The 25,595-nt window shown below is 39.0% G+C and carries 19 protein-coding genes and 1 other annotated feature (1 of these 20 cut by a window edge); of the genes, 1 reads left to right on the top strand and 18 read right to left on the bottom strand.

The annotated features are described in order from the left end of the window. Positions 1 to 14: 14 nt before the first annotated feature. Positions 15 to 1,136 carry a response regulator gene (locus FCJ93_RS02110; protein ID WP_095313005.1) on the top strand — a complete coding sequence of 374 codons (1,122 nt, stop codon included), beginning with the start codon at positions 15 to 17 and terminating at the stop codon, positions 1,134 to 1,136. Between the two features lie 72 nt (positions 1,137 to 1,208). On the opposite strand, the gene FCJ93_RS02105 is transcribed toward FCJ93_RS02110, so the two are convergent. The 18 genes from FCJ93_RS02105 to ileS all read right to left on the bottom strand — a co-directional run bounded on the left by FCJ93_RS02105 (position 1,209) and on the right by ileS (position 25,327). After that, positions 1,209 to 4,403 (bottom strand): hypothetical protein, encoded by a 3,195-nt coding sequence (locus FCJ93_RS02105; RefSeq protein ID WP_137742810.1) that lies wholly within the window; start codon positions 4,401 to 4,403, stop codon positions 1,209 to 1,211. A 2-nt stretch (positions 4,404 to 4,405) separates the two neighbouring features. Then, the gene (locus FCJ93_RS02100; RefSeq protein ID WP_137742809.1) at positions 4,406 to 5,830 is read right to left on the bottom strand and encodes a glycosyltransferase family 2 protein; all 1,425 of its coding nucleotides are present in this window, start codon (positions 5,828 to 5,830) and stop codon (positions 4,406 to 4,408) included. Between the two features lie 3 nt (positions 5,831 to 5,833). Beyond that, positions 5,834 to 6,643 (bottom strand): HEAT repeat domain-containing protein, encoded by an 810-nt coding sequence (locus FCJ93_RS02095; RefSeq protein ID WP_170211186.1) that lies wholly within the window; start codon positions 6,641 to 6,643, stop codon positions 5,834 to 5,836. A gap of 223 nt (positions 6,644 to 6,866) precedes the next feature. Next, positions 6,867 to 7,781 (bottom strand): response regulator, encoded by a 915-nt coding sequence (locus FCJ93_RS02090; RefSeq protein ID WP_095313012.1) that lies wholly within the window; start codon positions 7,779 to 7,781, stop codon positions 6,867 to 6,869. A 537-nt stretch (positions 7,782 to 8,318) separates the two neighbouring features. Then, positions 8,319 to 8,951, bottom strand: coding sequence for an orotate phosphoribosyltransferase (pyrE, locus tag FCJ93_RS02085; protein WP_095313014.1), 633 nt, complete (start codon positions 8,949 to 8,951; stop codon positions 8,319 to 8,321). Continuing rightward, positions 8,948 to 9,664 carry an orotidine-5'-phosphate decarboxylase gene (gene pyrF, locus FCJ93_RS02080; protein ID WP_137742807.1) on the bottom strand — a complete coding sequence of 239 codons (717 nt, stop codon included), beginning with the start codon at positions 9,662 to 9,664 and terminating at the stop codon, positions 8,948 to 8,950. The genes pyrE and pyrF overlap by 4 nt, the downstream gene beginning before the upstream one ends. A gap of 1 nt (position 9,665) precedes the next feature. Then, entirely contained in the window at positions 9,666 to 10,577 is a 912-nt protein-coding gene (locus FCJ93_RS02075; RefSeq protein ID WP_095313018.1) for a dihydroorotate dehydrogenase, read from the bottom strand. Continuing rightward, positions 10,574 to 11,350, bottom strand: coding sequence for a dihydroorotate dehydrogenase electron transfer subunit (locus tag FCJ93_RS02070; protein WP_235879389.1), 777 nt, complete (start codon positions 11,348 to 11,350; stop codon positions 10,574 to 10,576). Before FCJ93_RS02070 ends, FCJ93_RS02075 begins: the two co-directional genes overlap by 4 nt. Then, positions 11,347 to 14,559 carry a carbamoyl-phosphate synthase large subunit gene (gene carB / locus FCJ93_RS02065; protein ID WP_137742805.1) on the bottom strand — a complete coding sequence of 1,071 codons (3,213 nt, stop codon included), beginning with the start codon at positions 14,557 to 14,559 and terminating at the stop codon, positions 11,347 to 11,349. The genes FCJ93_RS02070 and carB overlap by 4 nt, the downstream gene beginning before the upstream one ends. Beyond that, a complete protein-coding gene (locus tag FCJ93_RS02060) occupies positions 14,538 to 15,641 on the bottom strand; it encodes a carbamoyl phosphate synthase small subunit (protein WP_095313024.1) in 1,104 nt (367 codons plus the stop codon). Before FCJ93_RS02060 ends, carB begins: the two co-directional genes overlap by 22 nt. Beyond that, the gene (locus FCJ93_RS02055; protein WP_095313026.1) at positions 15,638 to 16,924 is read right to left on the bottom strand and encodes a dihydroorotase; all 1,287 of its coding nucleotides are present in this window, start codon (positions 16,922 to 16,924) and stop codon (positions 15,638 to 15,640) included. The genes FCJ93_RS02060 and FCJ93_RS02055 overlap by 4 nt, the downstream gene beginning before the upstream one ends. Beyond that, positions 16,887 to 17,819 carry an aspartate carbamoyltransferase catalytic subunit gene (locus FCJ93_RS02050; RefSeq protein WP_095313028.1) on the bottom strand — a complete coding sequence of 311 codons (933 nt, stop codon included), beginning with the start codon at positions 17,817 to 17,819 and terminating at the stop codon, positions 16,887 to 16,889. The genes FCJ93_RS02055 and FCJ93_RS02050 overlap by 38 nt, the downstream gene beginning before the upstream one ends. Positions 17,820 to 18,227: 408 nt before the next feature. Further along, a complete protein-coding gene (locus FCJ93_RS02045; RefSeq protein ID WP_095313030.1) occupies positions 18,228 to 19,541 on the bottom strand; it encodes a solute carrier family 23 protein in 1,314 nt (437 codons plus the stop codon). Positions 19,542 to 19,826: 285 nt separating this feature from the next. Next, positions 19,827 to 20,369, bottom strand: coding sequence for a bifunctional pyr operon transcriptional regulator/uracil phosphoribosyltransferase PyrR (pyrR, locus tag FCJ93_RS02040; RefSeq protein WP_095313032.1), 543 nt, complete (start codon positions 20,367 to 20,369; stop codon positions 19,827 to 19,829). Between the two features lie 190 nt (positions 20,370 to 20,559). After that, positions 20,560 to 21,471 carry an RluA family pseudouridine synthase gene (locus FCJ93_RS02035; protein ID WP_095313034.1) on the bottom strand — a complete coding sequence of 304 codons (912 nt, stop codon included), beginning with the start codon at positions 21,469 to 21,471 and terminating at the stop codon, positions 20,560 to 20,562. After that, the gene (gene lspA / locus FCJ93_RS02030; protein ID WP_095313035.1) at positions 21,446 to 21,937 is read right to left on the bottom strand and encodes a signal peptidase II; all 492 of its coding nucleotides are present in this window, start codon (positions 21,935 to 21,937) and stop codon (positions 21,446 to 21,448) included. The genes FCJ93_RS02035 and lspA overlap by 26 nt, the downstream gene beginning before the upstream one ends. 91 nt (positions 21,938 to 22,028) lie before the next feature. Next, positions 22,029 to 22,307, bottom strand: coding sequence for a TraR/DksA family transcriptional regulator (locus FCJ93_RS02025; RefSeq protein ID WP_095313038.1), 279 nt, complete (start codon positions 22,305 to 22,307; stop codon positions 22,029 to 22,031). Positions 22,308 to 22,555: 248 nt separating this feature from the next. After that, positions 22,556 to 25,327 carry an isoleucine--tRNA ligase gene (ileS, locus tag FCJ93_RS02020; protein ID WP_137742804.1) on the bottom strand — a complete coding sequence of 924 codons (2,772 nt, stop codon included), beginning with the start codon at positions 25,325 to 25,327 and terminating at the stop codon, positions 22,556 to 22,558. A 100-nt stretch (positions 25,328 to 25,427) separates the two neighbouring features. Then, positions 25,428 to 25,595: a binding site (T-box leader), on the bottom strand (it continues 74 nt past the right edge of the window).

Below are 25,595 nucleotides of genomic sequence, written 5' to 3'. Positions count from 1 at the left end.
AGAGGAGTTAAGCTATGATACGTGCTGTTCTCGTAGATGATGAAGAATTAGCCTTAATATCTTTAAAAAACTTATTAAAAGACTTTCCTGAAGTAAAAGTGGTCAATACATTTACTGACGATAAAACACTCCAGTCTTATTTAAAAAAAGAGACTGTTGATGTTGCATTTTTAGATATCGAAATGGGAATATTAAATGGTTTGAATTTGGCTGAAATCATTTTATCGATTCAGCCAAATATTCATATCGTTTTCATAACCGCCCATTCTGAATACGCGGTTCAAGCATTTGATTTAGATTCAATTGACTACTTGTTAAAACCCGTATCACCAAACCGGCTTAAAAAAACAATTTCCAGGGTTATGGAAAGGTTGCAAATCTCTGAAAATTCGTTTAGCGAAATAGATGAAAGGAGCCCATTAGTGATAAAATGCTTCTTTGAATTTCAGGTCTTTAAAAATAATCAACCGCTGAACTTTAAAACGAGTAAAGTGAAGGAGCTTTTTGCGTATTTATTTACTCATATTAATTCGTACATCCATCGAGATCTATTAATTGAAAATTTATGGCCTGAGCAGGAATTCAAGAAAGCAAAGATCAATCTTCACACCTGTGTATCTCATCTGCGCAAAATGTTAACCCAGTTAGGCTATCAAAATGGCATTTTATTCTCTGATCAATGTTATTCTCTTTGCATTGATAATTTTGACTGTGATGCTTTCTATTTTCACCAAATTGCCTCAAAATATAATAAAGTCGACAGCACAAATATTAATAACATTAAAGAAGCCATCCAACTTTATACAGGTGGTTATCTCGAAATGAACGGCTATGAATGGGCAAATGAAAAAACAGTAGAATACCATAGACTCATGACTTCTTTATTAACAAAAACGATCGATTATTTTAAAACAGCAGACACGATCGAAGCGCTCTCATACCTTCAGCTCTATTTAAAACTAAATCCATATTCAGATGAGATTGTCAATCAAACGATGGAATTGCTTATCTCAATGGGGAATCGCGCAGAAGCAATCAGGATCTATCAAAACTATCGCAAGTTATTAAACGATGAATTAGGAATAGAGCCTAATGAAACGCTTTCTCTTTTATATAAATCACTTATAAATCTTTAAAATGGACGTTCCAAATTTGGAACGTCCTAAGTTAACGAGTTCGTTCATTCTATTTCTTTCTAATACCGGAAATTAATGTTTCTCAAATACTTCCTTCACAATATAGTAAGATTGCTTTAATCTTTCTTTATAATTGGGCATATCCCAATTTTCCCAACTATAACCTTTCATTTCTCCTAACTGTTGTCCTTCAACTGAAGGGAAAGCATCTGTGACTCTTCCCTCCTTATCGACCATCATCACTCCTGCAAAGATTTCCTTGATAAACTTACTAGCCGACACCCCATCGGCATATAAATCTCCAATAAATTCCTTCTGACTAGGGTCCTTCGCTTGAAGTAATAACCATGGAATTCTCATTTCTACCACACCGTTTTCACTAATGTAATAATCTGCTAAAGAGTCGTAATCCTCTGCTTCTGGATTCCCGTTTCCTTGTCTTAATTTGCCTGTTTCATAAGACGCAAAAGGTAAGGTCTTCTTTTGCTGAGGCAAATACAATTCTCTATTTAAGGCGTAGTGAATAGGAGAAAAAAACCCAGTATTTTTCTCTGATTGTGCTGCTTTTGCATCGATGAGATTTAAATGCTTGCTATAGAAATAACGGAAAAAATCATAGTATTGATCCACTCGGATACTCGATTCATGCTCATCCAAATTAATGTAGAAATCAATGCCATTTTTAAAGGAAAGGCTGCTGAACTGAGCAATATGATGATTTCCCTGATTTGGTACGACATCTAATAAAATTACTGGATGCCCGCTCCCTACTTTATTTATATCCAAACGAATATATAAATATCGTTCATCGTGATCAACATACATTGCTTTTAATTGTCCATCTTGTTTTTCGTAAATAGGTGCCGTTTTCCAATCTTCCGTTACTCCATCAACTTGAATTTTATGTGTATCAAAACTTAACAAACCAAATTGTTGTTCGTTTGTTTGGGCATTCGACCAATATGGACGTCGATCAGGATTGTCATAATCCATCGTGTTCCACGTTCTTTTAAACCATTCATCCTGCCAAGTAAATACAAGTCCTCCTAAAAGTTCCTCAGCGACAATGTCTTCATATAAATGGCTTGTAATTTCACCCTGTTCTTTCTCAGATAAAAATCCCTGATTCCAGCCAAAGGGATTTTCATGGGTTAATCCTCTTGAACTCGGAACACCAAATTCTGCAACTAAAATAGGAATTCGATGGGCATCATGCAGTTCAGATAAATATGCAGCATAGCTATTAAATTCACCACGATGATCGACATAGGTTTGATATGACTCCTCAAAATTAAAAAAGTCTGGATAATACGGATAAATATGATATGACGCAAATTGCTTCGTCAAATTCATTTCATTTTTGGTATAAATAACATTCGGATTGACCCCGACTAAATCTTCTTGTTCGTTTGGCTCTGCAGGATGCTCCAAAATATCTGTTGTCACCCAGTTTGTAAAGCTTACCGGTCTTATCGCTTGATAGTGCTTAATCTCATAATCAACAAGAAATTCCAATTGTTTCGCAAGCCAATGTTCGAAAGGCTTTGCATCCTTGGTCTCAAAATATTGTCCATTAAAGTCACCAATTGAGGTGTATTCTTCATTCATATTTAAAACCATATACGGGTACCACTCAATCCCAATAACCCACCCGATAACATATTCTGAAATATCTGAGCGGTATATCCCTGAAGCGTGCCCTGCTTCAGGCTGTACGTTGTTATTTCCATGGACAACGTCAACAATTTTCTTCATCTCATGTTGGAATTCTTGAAGAATATCCTTATCAAAAACATCGAGTGATTCCTCTATCTTTTCTTCATTCATCCATACACCGTGGAATACGTAAATTTTCTCTTCGTGAGACTCATTATACCGCTTTAATGCATCATAGAAACCTGGTGGATGAAGGGTATACACCCTTATGGCATTTGCATTCATTTCGCCAATTTGCTCAAACCAGCGGTAATATTCCTCTTCTGTAATAGCAGCCTCTCCAGGGAAATATCCAGGTTTCCCCATCCCTAAATTTACTCCCTTAATTCTCATACGAACCCATTCATTATCCTTAAGTATTTCAAAGGAATTATTTTCGATACGAGCGCCATAATTCAATTTATCTGTATCAATATCAACAACACTATTATCTTTTTTTCTATTACTCTCAAAACTTTCAAGAATACTTGTCATCATTGGTACATAAGTTTTCCAATAAAATGCTGCATCAGAAAACGTATTTAAAACACTGTATGCTCCTTGTAATCCTTTCATTTGATAAAAAGAGGGTACATGCTCAATATCATTATAATCACCGGCAAAATAATATGTTGTTGCTGAACCGTATCCATTCTTTAATACTGCAGCGAATTCCGTTGGGATTTCATTTTCATTCAGAAGTTCCATCCCTGCTTCAGTAAGGCTCCACTCATATTCCGCTAGTACTTCCGATCCAGACTTGGCTGTTACGATATCAAACCAATATTCATAATTTGGGCTTTTTGTTAATCCAAATTGTTTAGAGCCCTGATCTGTGAAACGGATAGAAATCCCCTTATCCTTTAAATGTTTATTGTTTTCCAATACCACAACCTGATAATTGATATCGTTAACTAATATAAAGCCTTCTCCTTCATATCTCCATGAATCCCCAAATTCGTCTACTATCCATTGCGGGATCTCCTTGTTCTTTGCGGGGTTTAGCTCTTGAAAATATCGTCCAGTCCAACCGGACCAATTCAAGCCTAGAAAGTCTGCAACTTTCTTCCTAACTTCTTCATTTGTTGGGGAAGCGAAAGTGTTATACTCGGCAACCAATAGGCTTTTTTCATTTTGGCTTAAGCGATTTACGATGGCACCCCACTCCTCTTCAGTCAAACCGCCATGTATTTTTTCAGAACGAGCTCCTCTTCGATCTTGTTCATACCAAGGAAGATCCTGCTCATACACTCCGTAAGTATCGGCTATATATATCACATCATAGTTCGAATAGTCATTTGGAAGTTTGGATACTTTGTAGCTCTTTTGTTTATCATCTGGAATGAAACCGTAATAGTCATTAACAAGAGAATATGGACTTTTGTCTTTTTTTGAATACTTTAAATGATTCAGCAACCATATAATTCCTTTATGCTCACGATATGTTTCATTTGGAACCGTTTTATCAATCACTGCAATCGACAACTGTTTATCATCCTCTAGAAACCATAAAAAAATCGGCAACACCATGATTACTAGAAAACAAAAAACGGTAATAAGAAACTTTCTCATGCTTATATCCCTTTCTTCGAGAGGCCAACCCGGTTCATACTGCCCCAGTCTTTTCTTTTCAATAAAACCTGTATAAATCCCTCACATCTCCAAATAAGCGTGAGTGGTCTATACCAAAAAATTTCTGTTAGTGACATGAGCATTAGCACAAAGACCTCCCTTATTTTTGGGTAAGTGTTCATAGCCCATGCCTCTAGCAAAATGGAAGCAACAGAAAATACTGTTCCGTATATGACAAATAAAAGGATTAGTAATAACGAAAATTCGTAATAGATGTCCCCCATAAAAAAAGCGATAATCACATATATATAGCCTCCCAGTTCAATAAGAGGTCCTAAGCATTCAACGATCCAAAAAAGTGGAAATGAAATCAACCCAATTCGACCATATTTAAAATTGAATGACATCTTTCTATGCTTTGTCATACTTTCAATCAGACCTTGATGCCATCTTCGTCTCTGCTGTCGTAGCACTGATAGGCTTTCCGGCGCTTCCGTCCAGCAAACCGGATCTGGAACAAACTCGATCCTCTTATTGATCTTATTTTCTTTTAGATACCGGTGAAGCTTAACGACCAATTCCATGTCTTCTCCAATCATGTGGTTTGAATATCCTCCGACTTCCACCACATGTTTCTTTGAAAAGACGCTAAACGCTCCCGATATGATCAATATTAAATTAAATGTACTTAATGCCATTCTCCCCATTAAAAATGCTCGCATATACTCGACGACTTGCATAACAACTAGATAATTTTTTGACAACTTCGTTTGAAAAACAGTACCCATTTGAACTTGCGTACCGTTGGCAATCCGTACATTGCCACCAGCTCCAATCACATCGCCATTTCCCAGAATAATAGGCTTCATCACTCTTAATAGAGATTTTTCATCTAAGATGGAATCTCCATCTACTGAACAAAAATAAGGATAGTTAGAAAAATTAATCCCGACATTTAATGCATCAGCTTTGCCCCCATTCTCTTTTTCTACTAACCAGAGGTGGGGAAAGATTTCCGAATGATAAATATTTTTAATCGGTTTTGTTGGGATTTGCTCACGAATAATTTCATCAACTTTGACCATCTTAAATTCTTTTATTACCTCTTGCTGAGTACCATCTGTTGAACCGTCATTGACTATGATGAGTTCAGTTTGAGGATAGCGGAGACTCAACAAAGAGTGAATACTATTTATTATCCCTACTTCCTCATTAAACGCAGGGACAATGATGGAAATAGGTTTCGAAAAAAACAAATCGATATAGCCTTCATCTATATCCTGCTTCTCCAACTTGTACTGACGTCTTAGCTGAAAAAACGCAAATAGGAGCATGATGCCGTAGGAGATGACCACTACCAGCATATAAACAAGAATTAAGCCCCCGAAAAAAAGCATCACAAATTCCCAAATCTTAAAAAAACTCATTTCCTAACTTTCCTTTCCAAGCACTTGATTTGCCATTTCAATTGCATATCGATCATTAGAACTATTTATATAGCTTTGCAGAACTATCTTTCCATCCTTGTTACGCCCAATGGATTTTGCCGCTTGTGTTCGGACCCACCAATTTTCATCTTCGAGTAATTCTTGCAAATAAGATGAAGTAATCGATATTGGCAAAGCACCCAATAATTTGGCCATCATTAGCCGTTCTTCCCATATTTGAGAAGTAATAAAAGGCAAATATTTATCTAAGTCTGTGATAATGCCAATTTCAAAAATTGCTTTAAGTGTACGAATTCTAATTTCAGCATCATCATTGTGAAGACATGATTCCAAAAAAGATAAATATTGCGGTTCCCTCTTTACTCCCAAAATATCAATTAAAGAATATTGGCATTCCAAAGGCAAGTCATCCATTCTCACAATCAATTGTTCTAAAACTGTTGGATCAAGCCTATATAGAACCTTTTTATATTCATATTCTGTAAGTGTGGTAGGACACTGCAAAAGCTTTGTTATAAAAACCTCTTTATGGCAGATTGAGTATATTTTTAATAATTGTACTTGTTCTTGAAGTGTCAATTTCTTTATTTCAAGCTGTTCACACTCTTCCACCAGTTCGTCCATTTGAAAATCGAATATGTGATAAAGTGCATTCATTCTAGTACTCCATCTATGGCTTCTTATACGACTTCTATAATATTCCTTTAAATAGTTATTAGAAAAAAGTTTAATTTTTGCTAAGATTTCAGAATCGGAAATATTATATAAATATGAAGAAAATATTTCTTCCACAGCTTTTACTTCACTCTCATTATTAGGGATTAGTGTGGAGCTAGGCTCTCTATCTTCAATTAAATACGAATACCATTCCTTCTGTTTTGTCTCAATGTACTTCATCTTTTTTTATTTCTAGAAACTTCCAATCCCCTTTTTAACATTAAATATGCGATGACTACAAGTAGGAGAGCAAACATTAGAACAGTGATTGTCAGTAATATGCGAATTGAAAGTTCAATCATAGCCATAACCTTTCTATCGTTCTTCTTAACTTTCCTTCAAACAGTCTTAAATTAAAGGGTTTCATTAAATATTCATCAACCCCTTGCTTATAAGCGAAAATCATCTCTTCCTCAGATTTCCTTTTGGTCATCATATAGATGATAAATTTTTTATTATTCGGTAATTTTCTTATTGTATGCAAAACCTCAAGTCCGTTTTTTCTCGGCAATATATCATTCATGATAATAATATGGGTATGCGCTGAGCGGAACCATTCTGAGTTTAGAAAGTCATAACCATCTTGAAATCCTTTTATCTCTAGTTGAAAAGGGTTAACTGAAATGTTTTCGATTGAGGTTATGAGAATAGAGCGAAACAAATCATCCTCGTCTAACACACTGATTCTTATTATTTCCAAATCCTTTTTCTTAAAAGAAGTAATTCTTTCAATTCCCCAAGGTCGATTTTTCACCGACTCCTCTAACCTTTCTTGTCCTTGTTGTAATAATTCTTCGAAAGAAACATCTTGATTATTGACTTCAGCTATACTTGCAGTCATTCCAAGAGAGTTCATTTGAAAATGCTCTTTTGTTTGAAGAAGAGAGTATATTCTTTTGAGGAAAGCTTCAGCTTCCTCCTCCCCACTTTCTGAAAGGATTAAAAACCAAGTTAATTCACGATTTAATTTTGACACTAAGTCCGTTTGGCGAATGTTTTTTAATAGAAACTGAGACAACTCCGTTTCTAATTGTTCTACATCTTCTGCAGTAAAGTCCTTATCTCTACAAACGGTTAAAAACACTCCTGTAATGGGAATTCTTGAGCGTACAACCCCTGCTTTTAAAACATTAAAGAAGACCTTCATTTGTTTTTTGTTCAATAAGAATTCTTCCTGAGTGAATTCAATTTCATCTCTCGTCGAAATACTCATGCTTATCACTCCAATGAATAATGTTTGACTGGTTTCTTTTATTCATGCCTTTATTTTCAAAAAAGCTAATTATTGTTTCTTTTGAAATACTCTCTTACTGCCCAACCTCATCAACCTATTTTTAGCAGAAAACTCTTAACAAACTCTTAAATTTATCATTTATGAATGAATATTACGTTTTTCATTGCATGAGGAGCAACAAAAATAGGAGAAAGCAAACAAAACGAAAAAAAGACACAAACCTAAATAAGTTTAAGGTCTGTGCATTTAACTTGATGACCAGTGAGGCAGTCATCACCTTTTTAGACTATATTAACATTAAATATAGCTATTACTTATTAATAAGTCCAGATCTAATCTTTGCCTTTTCATATCACTCTAACTGCTTTTTTGTTTTCAAAAGTCAAAAAAAGGGACATTCCCTTTAAGAACGCCCTTATACAAATAAAAACATGAAAAAATTGGTATCACCCTGAACCAACAATGGTTCAGGTTCTATCTGAAAAAATAACTTAATACATTCTTGACCAGCCTTTTTTAATTGACAAGCTTCTCCCACTCAGAAGGTTCCTTTTTCCACTCTGTTAAATTCTTTAAATCTTTTTCTTGAATATAGCCTTTTGCCTCTGCTACTTCAATTAAACTAGAAAAATCAGACAGTGAATAAGCATTGACTCCCGCATCGACAAGTTTTTCTCTGCCTTTCTCTAATTCATAGGTAAAAATGGAAACAGCGCCCAACACTTCACAACCGGCTTCCCTTAATGCAGCAACTGCTGTTATGACACTACCTCCAGTAGAAATGAGGTCTTCTACAACCACTACTTTTTGCCCTTTCAACGCTTTTCCTTCTATTTGCTTCCCCTTACCATGCCCCTTTGCTTTTGAACGGACATAGCACATCGGTAAATCAAGCAGATCACTTACCCAAGCTGCATGCGGTATTCCAGCAGTAGCCGTTCCCGCTATAAGCTCAGCATCTGGGAATTTTTCTACTATCAAGTCCTTTAAACCATTCGCAATTTCCTTACGAATATGCGGGTAAGAAAGCGTTAAGCGGTTGTCACAGTAAATCGGTGACCGTAATCCGGACGACCAAGTGAACGGTTCGTCCGGCCTCAAAGCTACTGCCCCTATTTCTAATAATCTCGCAGCGATGACATTCTTCATATGCGCACACCCTCCCATGCCTGTTTATATGCTTGATAGCTTGCGTACGGATTTTCTGCTTTTGTAATACCACGTCCAACTACGATTGCCGATACACCGGCTTCTCTTGCTTCATCTGGTGTCGCTACTCTTTTTTGATCCTGAACAAGATCGGAGTTTAAGCGGATTCCAGGTGTCACCGTTAGAAACTCTTTTCCTAAATGGTGGTGAATTATTTTTACTTCATGGGATGAACAAACAACCCCATCAATTCCCGCTTCCTGTGCAATTAAAGAATAATGGAGAACCGATTCCTGAAGAGTTGCTTCGATCAGTTGTTCACTTCTCATTTGCTGTTCGGAAGTACTTGTCAATTGGGTCACAGCGATACAGGAGGGTCTTACCTCTCCAGCCTTTGTTCCAGCTTCAAGTCCTTCAAGTGCAGCCATCATCATGTCTTTTCCCCCTGCCGCATGAACATTGACAAGGTCACAGCCTAACTTCGCTAAGCCTTTCATCGCACTGTATACCGTGTTGGGGATATCATGCAATTTCAAATCGAGAAAAATTTGATGCTCTTTATCCTTTATTTCTTGAATAATTTGAGGACCTTCCTGATAAAAAAGCTCCATACCAACCTTTACAAAGAGCCTTTCATCTCGAAATTGATCTATAAATTGGAATACCTCATTCTTATTTGAAAAATCAAGGGCAACGATCAGTGGATGGTTCAAATTAATTCCAGCTCCTTCCCGTACATTCAGAAATATGGTCAAATCCAAGTTGATCGAGTAATTCTGGTAAGTCTTTAATGATTTTTGGACAAACGAAAGGGTCGACAAAGTTAGCAGTTCCGACAGCAATAGCACTTGCCCCTGCATAGAAAAATTCAATGACATCCTCCGCTGATTCAATGCCACCCATTCCAATGATCGGAATGTTCACTTGTTGGCTTACATCGTGAATCATACGGATTGCAACAGGTTTAATCGCTGGGCCTGATAATCCACCCGTTTTATTCGCTAAAATCGGTTTAGCGGTTTTCAAATCAAGCCTCATACCGAGGAGTGTGTTAATCATCGTGAGTCCGTCAGCCCCACCGTCTTCCACTGCTTTTGCCATCTCGACAATATTGGTAACATTGGGAGAAAGCTTTACATATACCGGAACCACCGATACTTCTTTTACTTTTTTTGTTAAACTTTTGGCTACTTCCGGAATCGTACCAAAGGCAATACCACCTGTTTTCACATTCGGACAGGAGATATTTAATTCAAGGGCTTGAACATTTGCTGCAGTGGAAATTCGCTTAGCAACTTCCACATAATCTTCTTCAGTAGATCCTGCAACATTGGCGATAATGGGGACATCAAACTGTTCTAGCCATGGCAGCTCATTATTCATGACTCCATCAATGCCTGGATTTTGCAAACCAATCGCATTTAACATTCCTGCTGCTGTTTCAGCAACCCGAGGTGTTGGGTTGCCAAAGCGTGGTTCAACTGTCGTGGCTTTAATCATAATCGCGCCTAAATCGTTTAAATTATATAAACCACCAAATTCTCTCCCAAAACCAAAGCATCCGGAAGCAGGCATGACCGGATTTTTTAAGTTTAAGCCTGGTAACTGGGTTTCTAATCGATTCATAGCACGACCTCCCCAGCTTTAAACACAGGTCCATCCGTACATACCTTTTTATAGGAAAATCCGAACGGGTCGTCAGCGGTATGGCATACGCAAGCAAAACAGGCTCCAATTCCACAACCCATTCTTTCCTCTAAGGATACATACACTTTTTTATGTGTTGCATACCCGGCTTCTACTGCCTTTAACATGGCCGTTGGTCCGCAAGAATAAATGGTATCAAAGCTTAACTCATTCATGACATCCGTTACAAAGCCTTTTGTACCGTGAGAACCATCGACGGTCGTTACATAGGTTGATCCAAAACTTTTAAATTTATCTTCATAGAACACCGCTGCATGGTTTTGAAAACCAAGGACATGTTTGACATTTACCCCTTTTTTCACAAGCTGCTTGGATAGCTCGTATAATGGAGGTACTCCAATCCCCCCTCCGACAAGTACAGCCGTCTCTCCCGCCTTCGTTTCCTCAATTGGAAATCCATGTCCCAATGGGCCAAGAATATCGACTGTTTCAGAGGTCTTTTTTGAAGACAAAATGGCAGTTCCTCGGCCATCTTTTCGGTAAATCAATGTAAATTCCTGATTTTCCTTGTTGACGTGTGCGATACTGAGCGGTCTACGAAGCAATGGGGCATAACCTGATGCCACCTTTACATGAACAAATTGACCTGGCTCATTCATTTTAGAGGTGAGCTCACCATGAAGGATGAGCTCATAAATGTTTTCAGCTATTTCTCTCTGTGAAACGATGGAACAATGCTCATTAACTATCACAGTAAAACCGCCTCTCGTGCTTTCGTTTGTTGCCCCATTGGTTCTGCCGCGAAAGTCATCGATTCAAGGACGCGAAGCATCGCCTCTGCCGTATCGAGTGACGTGAAGCACGGAATCCCATTTTCAACGGTCTCTCGACGGATTCTAAAGCCATCACGAGCCGGCTGTTTTCCTTTCGTTAAGGTGTTAATCACCAATTGCGCATTGCCATTGCGAATGACATCCAGTAGATCTGGACCATTTGTGCCAATTTTATCAACTACTTTCACTTCAATTCCTGCCGTTTGCAAAAATTCAGCCGTGCCACTCGTCGCCATTAATTGAAAGCCGATGGAAGCAAATCTTCTGGCAATTTGAAGCGATTCTTCTTTATCTTTGTCCGCCACCGTCATCAGGACATTACCGTGCGATTGAATTTTCATCCCTGATGCGACTAGACCTTTATACAATGCTTTTTCAAGGGTAATATCTTTGCCCATAACCTCCCCAGTTGATTTCATTTCTGGCCCTAATGTGATATCAACTCTTCTCAGCTTGGCAAAAGAGAATACAGGTACTTTCACATATACGCCTGATTGCGCTGGTACAAGTCCTGATTCATAACCTTGTTCTTTTAAAGTTTGACCAAGAATTACTTTGGTTGCAATGTTTGCCATAGGTACCTTCGTAATTTTACTTAAAAACGGAACGGTTCGGCTTGAACGAGGATTGACTTCAATAACGAATACTTCCCCTTTTGAGATTACGTACTGAATATTCAAAAGCCCAATAATTCCTAAACCTTTTGCTAATTTTTTCGTATAGTCAACTAGTGTTTTTTTAATTTCTTGCGTTAAGCTTTGTGGTGGATAAACGGCAATCGAATCTCCTGAGTGAACTCCAGCTCTTTCAATATGCTCCATAATTCCTGGAATCAAAACCGTTTCTCCATCACAAATGGCATCAATCTCAATTTCTTTTCCCGTTAAATAGCGGTCAATGAGAACAGGGTGCTCCGGATTGATTTTGACAGCATTTTTCATATAGTGTAAAAGTTCTTCCTCATGATAGACGATTTCCATCGCCCGTCCTCCAAGGACATAAGAAGGTCGAACTAACACTGGATAGCCGATGCTAGCAGCAATTTTCACTGCTTCTTCGGCAGATAAAGCCGTTTTCCCTTTTGGTTGCGGAATATTTAAGCGGGAAAGTGCATGTTCAAACTTATCACGATCCTCTGCTCCATCAATATTCTCAAGAGATGTTCCGAGAATTTTCACGCCACGCTCGACAAGCTTAGAGGCAAGATTAATCGCCGTTTGTCCTCCAAACTGAACGACCACTCCTTCTGGCTTTTCTAAATCGATGATATGCATCACATCCTCGATCGTCAACGGTTCGAAGTAAAGCTTATCTGAAATACTGAAATCGGTTGAAACGGTTTCTGGATTATTGTTAATAATGATAGCCTCATAGCCTGCTTCCTTAATCGCCCATACGGCATGAACGGTTGAGTAATCAAACTCAATCCCTTGACCAATTCGGATTGGACCTGAGCCTAACACAACGACACTTTTCTTTTCCGTTACAATCGACTCATTTTCATCCTCATATGAACCATAATAGTATGGTGTTTCAGATTCAAACTCAGCTGCACATGTGTCTACCATTTTATATACTGGTAAAATACCTTGTTCTTTACGCCATTCATAAATTTCAAGCTCACTACAATTCCAAATTTCTGCGAGTGCAATATCTGAAAAGCCCATTTCTTTCGCTTTTTTCCCAACTTCTAAATCAAAATGCTTGTCGCTAATTTTTTGTTCGAACTTGATGATTTTTTCCATTTTATGAAGGAAAAAGAGGTCAATTTGACTCCAATCATGAATCGTTTCAATGCTGTATCCTCTTCTTAATGCTTCTCCGATATAAAACAGTCTTTCGTCTCCAGCTTTTCGGATTCGTTTTTCCAACAATTCGTTGTTAATTTCATCCGCATCGTTTAAGGCTAAATGGTAAACCCCTGCCTCTAATGAGCGAATCGCTTTTAACAAGGATTCTTCAAATGTACGCCCGACAGCCATCACTTCTCCTGTCGCTTTCATTTGCGTACCTAAACTTCGCTTAGCTGAATCAAATTTATCGAACGGCCAGCGTGGAATTTTCGTAACGATGTAATCAAGTGCAGGCTCAAAGCTTGCATATGTTTTTCCTGTAATCGGGTTCAACATCTCATCCAAAGTCAAGCCAACCGCAATTTTTGCCGCAAGCTTAGCGATTGGGTAACCCGTTGCTTTTGATGCTAATGCAGAAGAACGACTGACCCTTGGGTTTACTTCAATGATGTAATATTGAAAGCTATATGGATCAAGTGCTAGCTGGACATTACAGCCCCCTTCAATTCCTAGAGCACGGATAATTTTTAACGATGTGTTACGAAGAAGCTGATATTCTCTGTCACTAAGCGTTTGGCTAGGCGCAACAACAATAGAATCCCCAGTGTGAACACCGACTGGGTCAATATTCTCCATATTACATACGACAATCGCATTGTCATTTGCATCTCTCATTACCTCGTATTCTATTTCCTTATAACCAGCAATGCTTTTTTCTAATAAACACTGGGTGACAGGGCTATATTTCAAACCACTTTGTACAGTTTCAGCCAGCTCTGCTTCGTTATGGCAAATTCCGCCACCAGTACCGCCTAATGTAAAAGCAGGACGGACAATGACCGGATAATCAACCATTTTCACAAATTGAAATGCTTCTTCTAAATTGTGGATAATTTCACTCTCAGGGACAGGCTCGCCTAAATCATTCATTAATGTTCTGAAAAGATCCCTGTCTTCCGCTTGTTCGATTGCTGATAATTTTGTCCCTAATATTTCAACCCCACATTCTTCAAGGACCCCCGATTTAGCCAATTCAACTGCTAAGTTCAGGCCAGTTTGCCCTCCTAATGTTGGTACGATTGCATCTGGACGTTCTTTGCGAATAATACGACTTACGAATTCAAGTGTAAGTGGCTCAATATAAACCACATCTGCCATTTCAGTATCCGTCATAATCGTTGCCGGATTGGAGTTAACGAGTATAACCTTATATCCCTCTTCCTTTAAGGCGATACATGCTTGTGTCCCTGCGTAATCAAATTCCGCTGCTTGACCGATAACAATCGGCCCTGATCCGATGACTAATATACTGTTTATATCTGTACGCTTTGGCATTTGTTTACACCACTTTCCTCAGATTCTATTAAACTCATAAATTGGTCAAATAAATAATTGGCATCCTCTGGACCTGGTGAAGCTTCAGGGTGATATTGCACGGTAAAGGCCGGTACATCTTTATGCTGTAAACCTTCAATCGTTCCATCATTAAGTGCGATATGTGTAACTTCTAAACGAGTATTTACAATCGATTTCTCTTCTACCGTATAGCCATGATTTTGAGACGTGATCGCCACTTTCCCAGTTCGTAAGTCCTTTACTGGATGATTGGAACCTCGATGGCCAAACTTCATTTTTTCTGTATTGGCACCACATGCTAAAGCAAAGAGCTGATGTCCTAAGCAAATCCCGAACATCGGTACTTTTCCTAACATTTCTTTAATCATTTCGATTGCCTCCGGGACATCCTTTGGATCCCCAGGACCGTTTGAAAGCATGATTCCATCTGGGTTCAAAGCGAGTACTTCTTCTGCTGTCACATTGTAGGGCACGACGAGTACATCACAATTTCGCTTGTTTAATTCTCGTAAAATCCCGTGCTTCATCCCATAATCAACCAAAACGACTCTTTTCCCTCTTCCAGGACTTGGATAAGCTGTTTTTGTAGAAACTTGCTTCACTTGGTCGACTCTTAATGGCGTTGCTCTTAACTGTTGTAGAACCGACTGTACGTTTTCTTCAATATGACAAATGGCTCCTTTTAATGTTCCGTGCTGCCGAATGATTCTTGTTAATTTTCTTGTATCAATTCCAGCAATTCCCGGGATATTTTTACTTAGAAAATAATCATTCAATGAAATTTCACTGCGAAAATTGGACGGAAAATCCGCTACTTCCTTCACAATAAATCCTGAAATCGCTGGCGTTATCGACTCAAAATCGTCTCTATTGATGCCGTAATTTCCAATGAGAGGATACGTTAAGGTAACAATCTGTCCACAATAGGATGGGTCAGATAAAATTTCCTGATAGCCTGTCATTCCTGTATTAAATACAACTTCTCCAAGTGTCCTTTTGTCGCTGCCAAATCCGTCTCCAATAAAGACGCTACCATCTTCTAGAATTAATTGCCTTTTCATTCCTCTACACTCTCCCTGATGTAAGCAATTTTTCCACCGACGATTGTCAACTGGGGCCAACCTGCACACTCCCAACCTGTAAACGGAGTATTTCTTCCTTTTGATAGAAATTTTTCTGGTGTTACCTTATCCTGATACTCTAAATCGATTAATGTAATATCCGCTGCCTTGCCCACTTCAAGCCTTCCGAATGGCAATGCAAAAGTTTCAGCAGGTTTTACCGTTAAATAATCAATCAATTCCTTTAAGGTAATAATTCCTTCTTTTACTAAATAGGTATACAGAAGCGGAAATGCTGTTTCTAATCCCACAATTCCAAATGGGGCCAACGCCATTCCTTCTCCCTTTTCCTCTGCTGTGTGGGGAGCATGATCTGTTGCAATAAAGTCAATCGTTCCATCGAGTAGACCTGCAATTAATGCTTCTCGATCCGCTTTGCTTCTAAGTGGCGGATTCATCTTGTAATTCGGGTCTAATCCAGGGATATCATCCTCGCACAATAATAGATGATGAGGTGTAACTTCTGCTGTTACCTTAATACCAGCCCGTTTCGCATCACGTACAACTCTCACCGATTCCTTCGTACTTATATGACAAACATGGTAATGACAACCGGCAGCTTCTGCTAACAGTACATCACGGGCAATATGTACAGATTCGCACACAGAAGGGATTCCATTAATGCCATGTTCTTTTGAAAAAGTTCCTTCGTGAACAGCCCCTTTGTTAATGAGCGTATTTTCTTCACAATGGGCCACTATCGGCATATTTAATGCCGCCGCTCTTTTCATCGCCTCTAGCATCATGGCAGCGCTTTGTACCCCGACGCCATCATCCGTAAAGGCAAAAGCTCCTGCCTCTTTCAATTCTGCAAAGTTAGTCAGCTCCTGTCCAAGCTCACGAATGGTTATAGAAGCATAAGGAAGCACTCTTACCGCCGCTGTTTCTTCAATTCGTTTGTTCAGCCATTGTAATTGTTCCTTTGAATCTGGAACCGGTCGCGTATTGGGCATTGGTGCCACCGTTGTAAAGCCACCTTTAGCTGCCGCTAATGTACCTGTTTCAATCGTTTCCTTCTTTTCTCCACCTGGCTCACGAAGGTGCACATGTAAATCAATGAACCCTGGTGCAACAAGAAGTCCTTCAGCGTCAATGAGTTCATCCGCTTCTGTTGAAAGAGATGCTCCGATTTCTTTAATAATCCCATTTTCGATGAATATATCTCTGTTTTGTAATTCCCCATCTTTAGTAAGCAACAGACCATTTTTGATGATCATTGACATTTGCTTTTCCCCCTTGTTGTAATGCTCGTTTTAATACGGCCATCCGTACATACACACCATTTTCCATTTGTTTAAAAATTCTTGAGCGTTCACACTCAACGAGCGAGCCCGCAATTTCCACATCTCGATTAACCGGTGCGGGATGCATGATAATGCTACCGGCTTTCATTCTTTGTTCCCTTTCAAGTGTGAGACCGAATTTTTGATGATACACCGCCTTCCCCTCTTGCCCCTCCTGCTCATGTCTTTCATGCTGAATCCGCAACAGCATAACGACATCAGAAGTTACAATAGCCTGCTCAATCTCCTCGTATCGGCCATGCTCCAATAAGCTGTCATCAAACCATTCTTTTGGTCCAGAAAAGACAATCTCTGCCCCTAAGCGCTTTAAAACATTGGCATTGGAACGAGCAACTCGACTATGGCGGATGTCCCCGATAATGGCCACCTTTAAACCGTAGAAACGGCCAAACTCCTGTTGGATTGTTAGCAGGTCTAGCAATGATTGAGTTGGATGATGGCCGCAGCCGTCTCCAGCATTTAAAATCGGAATTTGAATTTGCTCTTCCAATTCTGCAAAATAACTATCTATACTATGGCGGATGACTACCGCCTCTACTCCTACTGATTGTAAGGTTCTAATTGTGTCATAAAGAGTTTCTCCCTTTAATACGCTCGATGCATTTACTTCAAACGGGACAACTTCTAATCCTAGTTTTCTCTCAGCGACTTCAAAGCTGCACTTCGTTCTCGTACTCGGCTCAAAAAATAGATTGGCAACAAAAGTTTGCTTCTCCGGCTTCCAAACAGCTCCCTCAGAAAATGCTTGTGCATCCTCTAAAATCGTTCTCACTTCTTCTAGTGATAAGGTGTTCGTTGTTAATAAATGCTTCAATTAAAAGAACCTCCTTTTTTATAAACTTTGTTATATGTCGATCTTGATTTTTGATTCATTGCCTCTCCAATTCCATGAAATCACCACTTCACACGAATTAAAGACAAAAATCATTTTTAACAAAGCCATTTAGTAAAAAAAAACACCCTGAAAACATTCAGGGTGTTTTAAATAATGCCGGTTTCAAAGATAGCGTTACGCAACATTATCTTCACTACCAACTTATTTCACCCTTGTAAATCTCTCGGATTTAATTAAAAGGCTGAACATATAACGTTTTTTATCGTAAATCTAAACCCATTTTAACGCAGCTAAAGTTTTTAAGGATGCTGTCTTTTTCCCCACAACATGACATTTTTTCTGCATCACAAACTGATTTAGAAGCGCAAGTATCATTAAATGGTGTACCTATGCAATATCCTGATTAACAGCAGCATCAGATTCAAGGTTTCCTTGCTCTCTGCCAGGCAATACAATATTGAGAATTACTCCAACAATAGCAGCTAAAGCCATGCCCTCGACACTAAAAGCTTCTGAAATTTTCAAAGCTGCTCCGCCAATCCCCAATACTAAAATGACCGAAGAGATGACTAAATTTCGATTATTCCCGAAGTCGATCTTACTCTCAACTAGCATGCGCAATCCGCTTGATGCAATAATTCCAAAAAGTAAAATGGAAATTCCGCCAAGCACTGCAGTCGGAATCGTCTGGATGAATGCCATCGCTTTGCCAACGAATGAGAAGAGAATCGCAATGATCGCTGCACCGAAAATCACATATACTGAATAAACTCTCGTGATTGCCAAAACTCCAATATTTTCTCCATATGTCGTTTTAGGTGGACCTCCCAAAAACGCACTGACAAAGGTTCCTAATCCATCTGCAACAATGGAACGATGCAATCCAGGGTCTTTAATATAATTGCGGTTGACAACTCTTCCTAACACTAATTGATGTCCGATATGTTCAGAAATAGTGACAAAAACGATTGGAACCATCGCTAACAAAATGGAAGATGTAATCGAAAATTCGTAGTGAATACCAGGAAAGAGGAAGTCAGGCATCGCGAACCAACTTGCTTTTTTCACCGCTGTAAAATCAACGATACCTACGATAGCCGAATAAATATACCCAACGATTAAACCTAACAAAATGGGCATTGCACTTAAAATATTTTTAAAATACACGGTGAATATAATCGCCGCAAATAACGTTACTAACGCTGCTGTGAAATGGATAAAGCTATATTCTCCATTCACATTCATGGCCATATCTACTGCTGTTGCTGCTAAACCGAGTCCAATTACCATAATAACCGGTGCGACAACAATCGGTGGCAAGAGGCGCATTAACCATTTGTATCCCGTTTTCCAAATAATGAGTGAAACAATCCCGTAGGTAATCCCTACCGCCATCGCTCCAATCATGGCATTCCCTGGATTAACGCTCACTCCATTTTCATCAAGGCCTCCGGCTGCGATCAAGATCGGTGCGATGAATGCAAAGGATGAACCTAAATAGGCTGGTACTTTAAATTGTGTAATTAGCAGAAAAAGGATTGTTGCAATCCCGCTCGTTAATAGCGCGATTGCCGGACTCAATCCAACTAATTTAGGCACCAAAATCGTCGCTCCAAACATCGCAAACATATGCTGGAAGCTTAATGTGAGCATTTGTGTTGCTGTTGGTTTTTCATGAATATCAAGTACTGGTCTGTTCATTTCTATTCCCCCCTAATTAACTGCTCATCGCCGTACATAACTGGAAAGACCTTGTCGATACAGAAAATCCGATTCGGTATTTGCGAAAGGGAAGTGGCCTGAAGTTCGATAGCTTTGGCTACTTGAGCGAAACAATTCTTTAAATCAAAATCAGCTTATTCCGGCATAAAAATACCTCTTTGAAAATTCCTTTCAAAGAGGCTAGGCGTAATAGCATAAGGGGCTGCCCCTTATACTATTCTTCCTTTTGCTAGCCTCTCTGGACTACACTTAAAAAGGTTGGCACTATTTTTCATATATACTTACTTGTTCATTTTCATCAATTTCCGCTAATTGAACGACAATTTTTTCTGAACTTGACGTCGGGATATTTTTCCCTACATAATCTGCTCGAATCGGAAGTTCCCTATGCCCGCGATCAACTAACACTGCCAGCTGAACGGATGAAGGTCTTCCTAAGTCGACCAAAGCATCTAAGGCAGCTCTTACGGTTCTTCCAGTATAAAGTACATCATCAACTAAAATGACTTTTTGGTTTGTGACATCAATCGGAATATCAGAACCTTTAACAAGTGGTTCTTGATTATCCGTTTTTGTCGTTAAATCGTCCCGATAGAGGGTAATGTCTAATTCACCAACAGGTATGTCAGCGCCTTCGATTTGCTGAATCCGTTCTTTGAGACGTTTAGCCAAGTAAATTCCTCGCGTACGAATTCCGACTAAAATGCAGCCTTCAATTCCCTTGTTTTTCTCAATAATTTCGTGAGCAATCCTTGTCAGTGCTCTTCGAATCGCTTGTTCATCCAATACTACAGCCTTTTTAGACATACTATTCACATCCTTTCATTAGACAAAAAAATCCTCTCACCTGAGGGCGAGAGGATGAACGAATGGTATAACATAATGTAACTTTGGACTTTTGATTGCCAGCTACAAATCCGCTTCCTTCCCAGCCTCTCTGGACTGTCTTAAAGGACTTATGAAACTATTGTAATAATAGCTTACCCCTGCTTACTTGTCAACGATTATTTCGAAGCTTATCTAATAATTCGACAAAGTCCTGTGGAAGCGGTGCTTCGAACTCCAAATATTCCCCGCTCCTCGGATGAACAAAGCCTAGTACCCCAGCATGTAAAACTTGTCCGCCAAAATCAATTGTTTTTCTTGGACCGTACTTTGGATCTCCGGCAAGCGGATAGCCAATATATTTCATATGCACACGGATCTGGTGCGTTCTTCCCGTTTCAAGCTGACACTCGACAAAGGTAAAGTCAGGAAATCTTTCTAATACTTGAAAGTGTGTAACTGCATGTTTGCCATTGTCTATAACGGTCATGCTTTGCCGTTCCTTAGGATCTCTGGCGATCGGTGCGTTTATGGTTCCATAATCGTGTTGAATGTTTCCATGAACGACTGCCCGATATTTTCTTGTCACGGTTTTTTCTACGAGTTGATTAACTAGATGCTCATGGGCATAGTCATTTTTAGCAACCATCAGCAAGCCAGATGTATCCTTATCAATACGATGGACAATCCCTGGTCGTAACACACCATTTATGCCCGATAAATCTTTACAATGAGCCATTAAACCATTGACAAGCGTTCCTGTTAAATGACCTGGAGCAGGATGTACAACCATACCTTTTGGTTTATTCACGACAATGACATCTTTATCCTCATAATAAATATCGAGAGCCATTTCTTCAGGAACAACATCCAGTTCCTCTGGATCCGGAATCGAAATTTCAATTTTATCATGTAAATTGCTTTTATAATTCGTCTTTATCTTTTTTCCGTTTACAAGGACATTGCCTTCCTTTATCCATGATTGCACTTGTGTCCTTGACCATTCATTGTTCAATGATGAGAGAACCTTATCGATCCTTTCATTCACTTGCTCCTCATCAATGATGTGTTCCTGTTTCTCCATCTAACTTCTCCTTTGCTTTCCGTTCTTCACGGAACATTTGAATCATTAGAAGGGCAACTCCTACAACTAAAGCTGAATCGGCGACATTAAATATCGGGAAATCATATCCAAATATATATGTATCGACAAAGTCTACCACTTCTTTTCGAAAGATGCGATCAATGAAATTACCAGCGGCACCACCAAGCATTAATCCTAATGATGTCCCAAGAAGAACGCTTCCTTTGGCATGCTTAGCCATGTAGTAAATGATGCCGACGATCACTATTGTTGTAACAATATAGAAAAACCACATTTGCCCAGGAAGAATGCCCCAAGCTGCTCCTATATTTCGATGGGAAGTAATGTAAAGAAAATTCTCCACTATCGTTATACTTTCTCCCAATTCCATATTTTTTACGATTAACCATTTTGTCCATTGATCGAGTGCAATAATAACTAATGCCAATATGTAATATAAAAACACAAAGGTAACCTCCAGCTCATACGAAAATTGTTACCTTTGCATTTTAGCATACAACTTATAAAAACGGTAGGGATTGGAATCTTATTAGAGCTTAATGATAGAGTGGCTTACAATAAAATTTGCTGATTTCATTCACATCATTAATCGATTTAAGCGTCGGTACAATCGAAAGATAATTTGCTGGTATCATTTCTCCAGAATTCTCGCAAAAACCAAACGTCCCTGACTCCATTTTTCTAATTGTCTCATCAATATCCCTTAGCTCGTCCTCAATTAACGGTTTAATACTTGAATCCTTATTAAGACTTGCTAATAATTCATTACGAATTATACGGAGTTCTGAATAGAGCCTTAGTTGATTTGCATCCATGTCTACCCCTCCGCCTTTGCAAATTTTTAAGTTCTCATTAAACCTTTGTTATTGCTTTTAGTATTGCCTCACTTAACATTCTGACACAGGCAAACATTTGACAGACTGAACAAGCTTTTACGATCTTGGAAGATTTTTTCCCCTTTCATATTGTATAAAGTATAAATGAAAATGGTTCTTCACCTTATAAGCTTAAAAAAATTCCATAAAAAAACTCTCCAAGACGATCGTCTCAGAGAGTTTTTTTCCTAACTTAAATGACTATAATGTTGCTCTACAACTTCTGCGCAGCGCGGGCAAAGTGTTGGGTGTTGCTCATTTTTTCCAACTTCAGTTGTAAGAACCCAGCAGCGTTCACATGTTTCGCCATCCGCCTTCGCCACAACAACGGCAGCATGCTCTAATTTAAGCGCGTCAACAGGTGCTGCATCATACGTACCGGCAATTTCAAATCCTGATACGATAAAGAGCTGCTGCAAATTCTCTGAAATAGACTCGAGCAAGTCTTTTGTTTCTCCATTAACGTACAGACTTACTTTTGCAGATAATGATTTTCCAATTACTTTTGCGTTTCTCGCCTCTTCCAATGCCTTCAAAATATCATCGCGCACATCCATAAACGCAGTCCATTTCTTCACTAATTCATTTCCATTTGCAAGTTCTCTGTACTCTGGAATTGATGTTAGCTGGACGCTTACCTCTTCTACATTTGGAATATGCCCCCAAACCTCATCGGCGGTATGTGGAAGAATTGGCGTTACTAATTTCGTTAAATTGATTAAGCATTCATATAAAACGGATTGAATTGATCGGCGCTCTTTATTATCCGGTGCCTCGATGTAAAGAACATCCTTCGCAAAGTCTAAATAGAAGGCACTTAAGTCAAGCGTACAGAAATTATTAATCGCATGATAGATGGAAGCATAATCATAGTTCTCATAGGAATTTCTCACATTTTTAATCAAGTTATTTAATTTCACCAAAATAAATTGATCCACTTCTCTTAATTCTTCGTATGCCACCTTATTTACACTTGGGTTAAAGTCGGCAAGATTTCCCAGTAAGAACCGGAATGTATTTCTAATTTTGCGGTACACTTCTGCCACTTGCTTGAGAATCGCGTCAGAAACTCTAACGTCGGATTGATAATCAACGGAGGATACCCATAATCGCAAAATATCTGCTCCAAGCTGGTTCATAACTTTTTCAGGGATAATCACATTTCCGATTGATTTACTCATTTTTCTTCCTTCACCATCAAGTACAAAACCGTGGCTTAAAACTCCTTTATAAGGCGCCTTTCCTGTGACAGCCACGGCTGTTGATAATGATGAATTAAACCAGCCACGGTACTGATCTGAACCCTCTAAATAAAGATCGGCAGGACGCTGTAGGTCGTTGCGTTCTTCTAAAACAGCTTGATGGGATGAGCCTGAATCAAACCAAACATCCATAATATCCGTTTCTTTTGTAAATTTACCATTTGGACTTGATTCATGCGTAAAGCCTTCTGGCAATAAATCCTTTGCATCACGTTCAAACCAAATATTTGAGCCATGCTCACGGAATAAGTCAGATATGTGATTGATCGTGTCATCAGTAATGATCGGTTCGCCATTTTCACCATAAAACACTGGAATTGGAACTCCCCATACGCGTTGACGAGATATACACCAATCACCACGATCTCTTACCATATTAAAGAGGCGAGTTTCTCCCCAAGCAGGCACCCATTTCGTTTCTTTTACAGCATCCAGTAGCTCATTACGGAAATCTTTAATCGATGCAAACCACTGAGCAGTTGCGCGGAAAATAACTGGTTTTTTCGTTCTCCAATCATGTGGATACGAATGGGTAATAAAATCCAATTTCAACAAAGCGCCTGCTTCTTGAAGTTTTTCCGTAATTTGTTTATTCGCATTGTCATAAAATAATCCTTCAAAACCTGGTGCTTCGCTTGTAAAGACCCCTCTGTCATCGACAGGGCTCAATACATCTAAACCATATTTCTTCCCAACAAGAAAGTCATCTTCCCCATGTCCTGGTGCTGTGTGAACACAACCAGTACCAGCATCTGTCGTGACATGCTCACCAAGCATCACAAGGGAATCACGGCCATATAACGGATGCTTCGCTACGATATATTCAAGCTCGCTTCCCTTCAATGTTTTAACAACAGAAGCGTCTTCCCAGCCAAGCTCTGTGGATACAGAATTTAATAATTCTTCAGCAATGACATATTTATCGCCTGCCACTTTAACAACGACATAATTTAAATCAGCATGAACAGTGATTCCGAGATTTGCCGGAATGGTCCATGGCGTTGTCGTCCAAATAATAATTTTTGTATCCCCATCAAGTACTCCTTTTCCGTCCCTTACGTCAAAGGCGACATAAATAGAGGCTGAACGCTTATCTTTATATTCAATTTCTGCTTCAGCAAGCGCAGACTCACTTGATGGGGACCAATAAACAGGCTTTAAACCTTTATAGATATAACCCTTTTTTGCCATTTCTCCAAACACTTTAATTTGTTGTGCTTCATACTCTGGCTTTAAAGTGATATATGGATTTTCCCAGTCCCCGCGTACACCCAAACGTTTAAACTGAGCTCTTTGGCTGTCAATTTGTTCATAAGCATACTCTTCACATAGTTTTCTAAATTCAGCAACTGTAAGTTCCTTGCGCTTCACCCCTTTATTCGTTAAAGCTTGTTCAATTGGCAAACCATGTGTATCCCATCCAGGTACATACGGTGCATGATAACCGCTCATTGATTTATAACGGACGATAAAATCCTTTAAAATTTTGTTTAAAGCATGCCCCATATGAATATCCCCATTTGCATATGGAGGACCATCGTGCAATACAAACATAGGAAGTCCCTTTGTCTTTTCCTGGACTGCCTTATAAATGTCCATCTCATTCCATTTTTCCTGCATTTCAGGTTCTCTCTTTGGCAAGTTTCCTCGCATTGGAAACTCTGTCTTAGGCATTAATAACGTGTCTTTATATTCCATTTCCTTTCCTCCTTACAAGTCCTAGCTCACTAGTCATACAGTATTACCTAATTTCGGATTTTAAGGCACATTTTTAAACACAAAAAACCCTCTCATCCCAAAAAGGGACGAGAAGGTTTAATCCCGCGGTACCACCCTTGTAGATAGAAAATCTATCCGCTCTATGTTCGTAACGTGAATAACACGCCTATGCCTACTTATTTCAAAGAATCACTTCTTGAAAATGTTCAACTAGGTACTCAAGGGTGATTTCCAACTTTCCATCTCA

The organism is Robertmurraya siralis, assembly GCF_005502275.1.
Lineage (GTDB): Bacteria > Bacillota > Bacilli > Bacillales > Cytobacillaceae > Robertmurraya > Robertmurraya siralis.
Note: the sequence above shows the minus strand (reverse complement) of the source record. Positions and strands in the feature narration are given on the sequence as shown.

Coding starts and splice junctions, on each gene's coding strand:
- FCJ93_RS02060 (WP_095313024.1), bottom strand. CDS start 15,641: ATGAAAAGGCAATTAATTCTAGAAGATGGTAGCGTCTTTATTGGAGAC.
- FCJ93_RS02055 (WP_095313026.1), bottom strand. CDS start 16,924: ATGTCAATGATCATCAAAAATGGTCTGTTGCTTACTAAAGATGGGGAA.
- FCJ93_RS02110 (WP_095313005.1), top strand. CDS start 15: ATGATACGTGCTGTTCTCGTAGATGATGAAGAATTAGCCTTAATATCT.
- FCJ93_RS02075 (WP_095313018.1), bottom strand. CDS start 10,577: ATGAATCGATTAGAAACCCAGTTACCAGGCTTAAACTTAAAAAATCCG.
- FCJ93_RS02025 (WP_095313038.1), bottom strand. CDS start 22,307: ATGGATGCAAATCAACTAAGGCTCTATTCAGAACTCCGTATAATTCGT.
- FCJ93_RS02105 (WP_137742810.1), bottom strand. CDS start 4,403: ATGAGAAAGTTTCTTATTACCGTTTTTTGTTTTCTAGTAATCATGGTG.
- FCJ93_RS02035 (WP_095313034.1), bottom strand. CDS start 21,471: ATGGAGAAACAGGAACACATCATTGATGAGGAGCAAGTGAATGAAAGG.
- FCJ93_RS02100 (WP_137742809.1), bottom strand. CDS start 5,830: ATGAGTTTTTTTAAGATTTGGGAATTTGTGATGCTTTTTTTCGGGGGC.
- FCJ93_RS02090 (WP_095313012.1), bottom strand. CDS start 7,781: ATGAGTATTTCGACGAGAGATGAAATTGAATTCACTCAGGAAGAATTC.
- FCJ93_RS02045 (WP_095313030.1), bottom strand. CDS start 19,541: ATGAACAGACCAGTACTTGATATTCATGAAAAACCAACAGCAACACAA.
- ileS (WP_137742804.1), bottom strand. CDS start 25,327: ATGGAATATAAAGACACGTTATTAATGCCTAAGACAGAGTTTCCAATG.
- carB (WP_137742805.1), bottom strand. CDS start 14,559: ATGCCAAAGCGTACAGATATAAACAGTATATTAGTCATCGGATCAGGG.
- pyrE (WP_095313014.1), bottom strand. CDS start 8,951: ATGAAGAATGTCATCGCTGCGAGATTATTAGAAATAGGGGCAGTAGCT.
- pyrR (WP_095313032.1), bottom strand. CDS start 20,369: ATGTCTAAAAAGGCTGTAGTATTGGATGAACAAGCGATTCGAAGAGCA.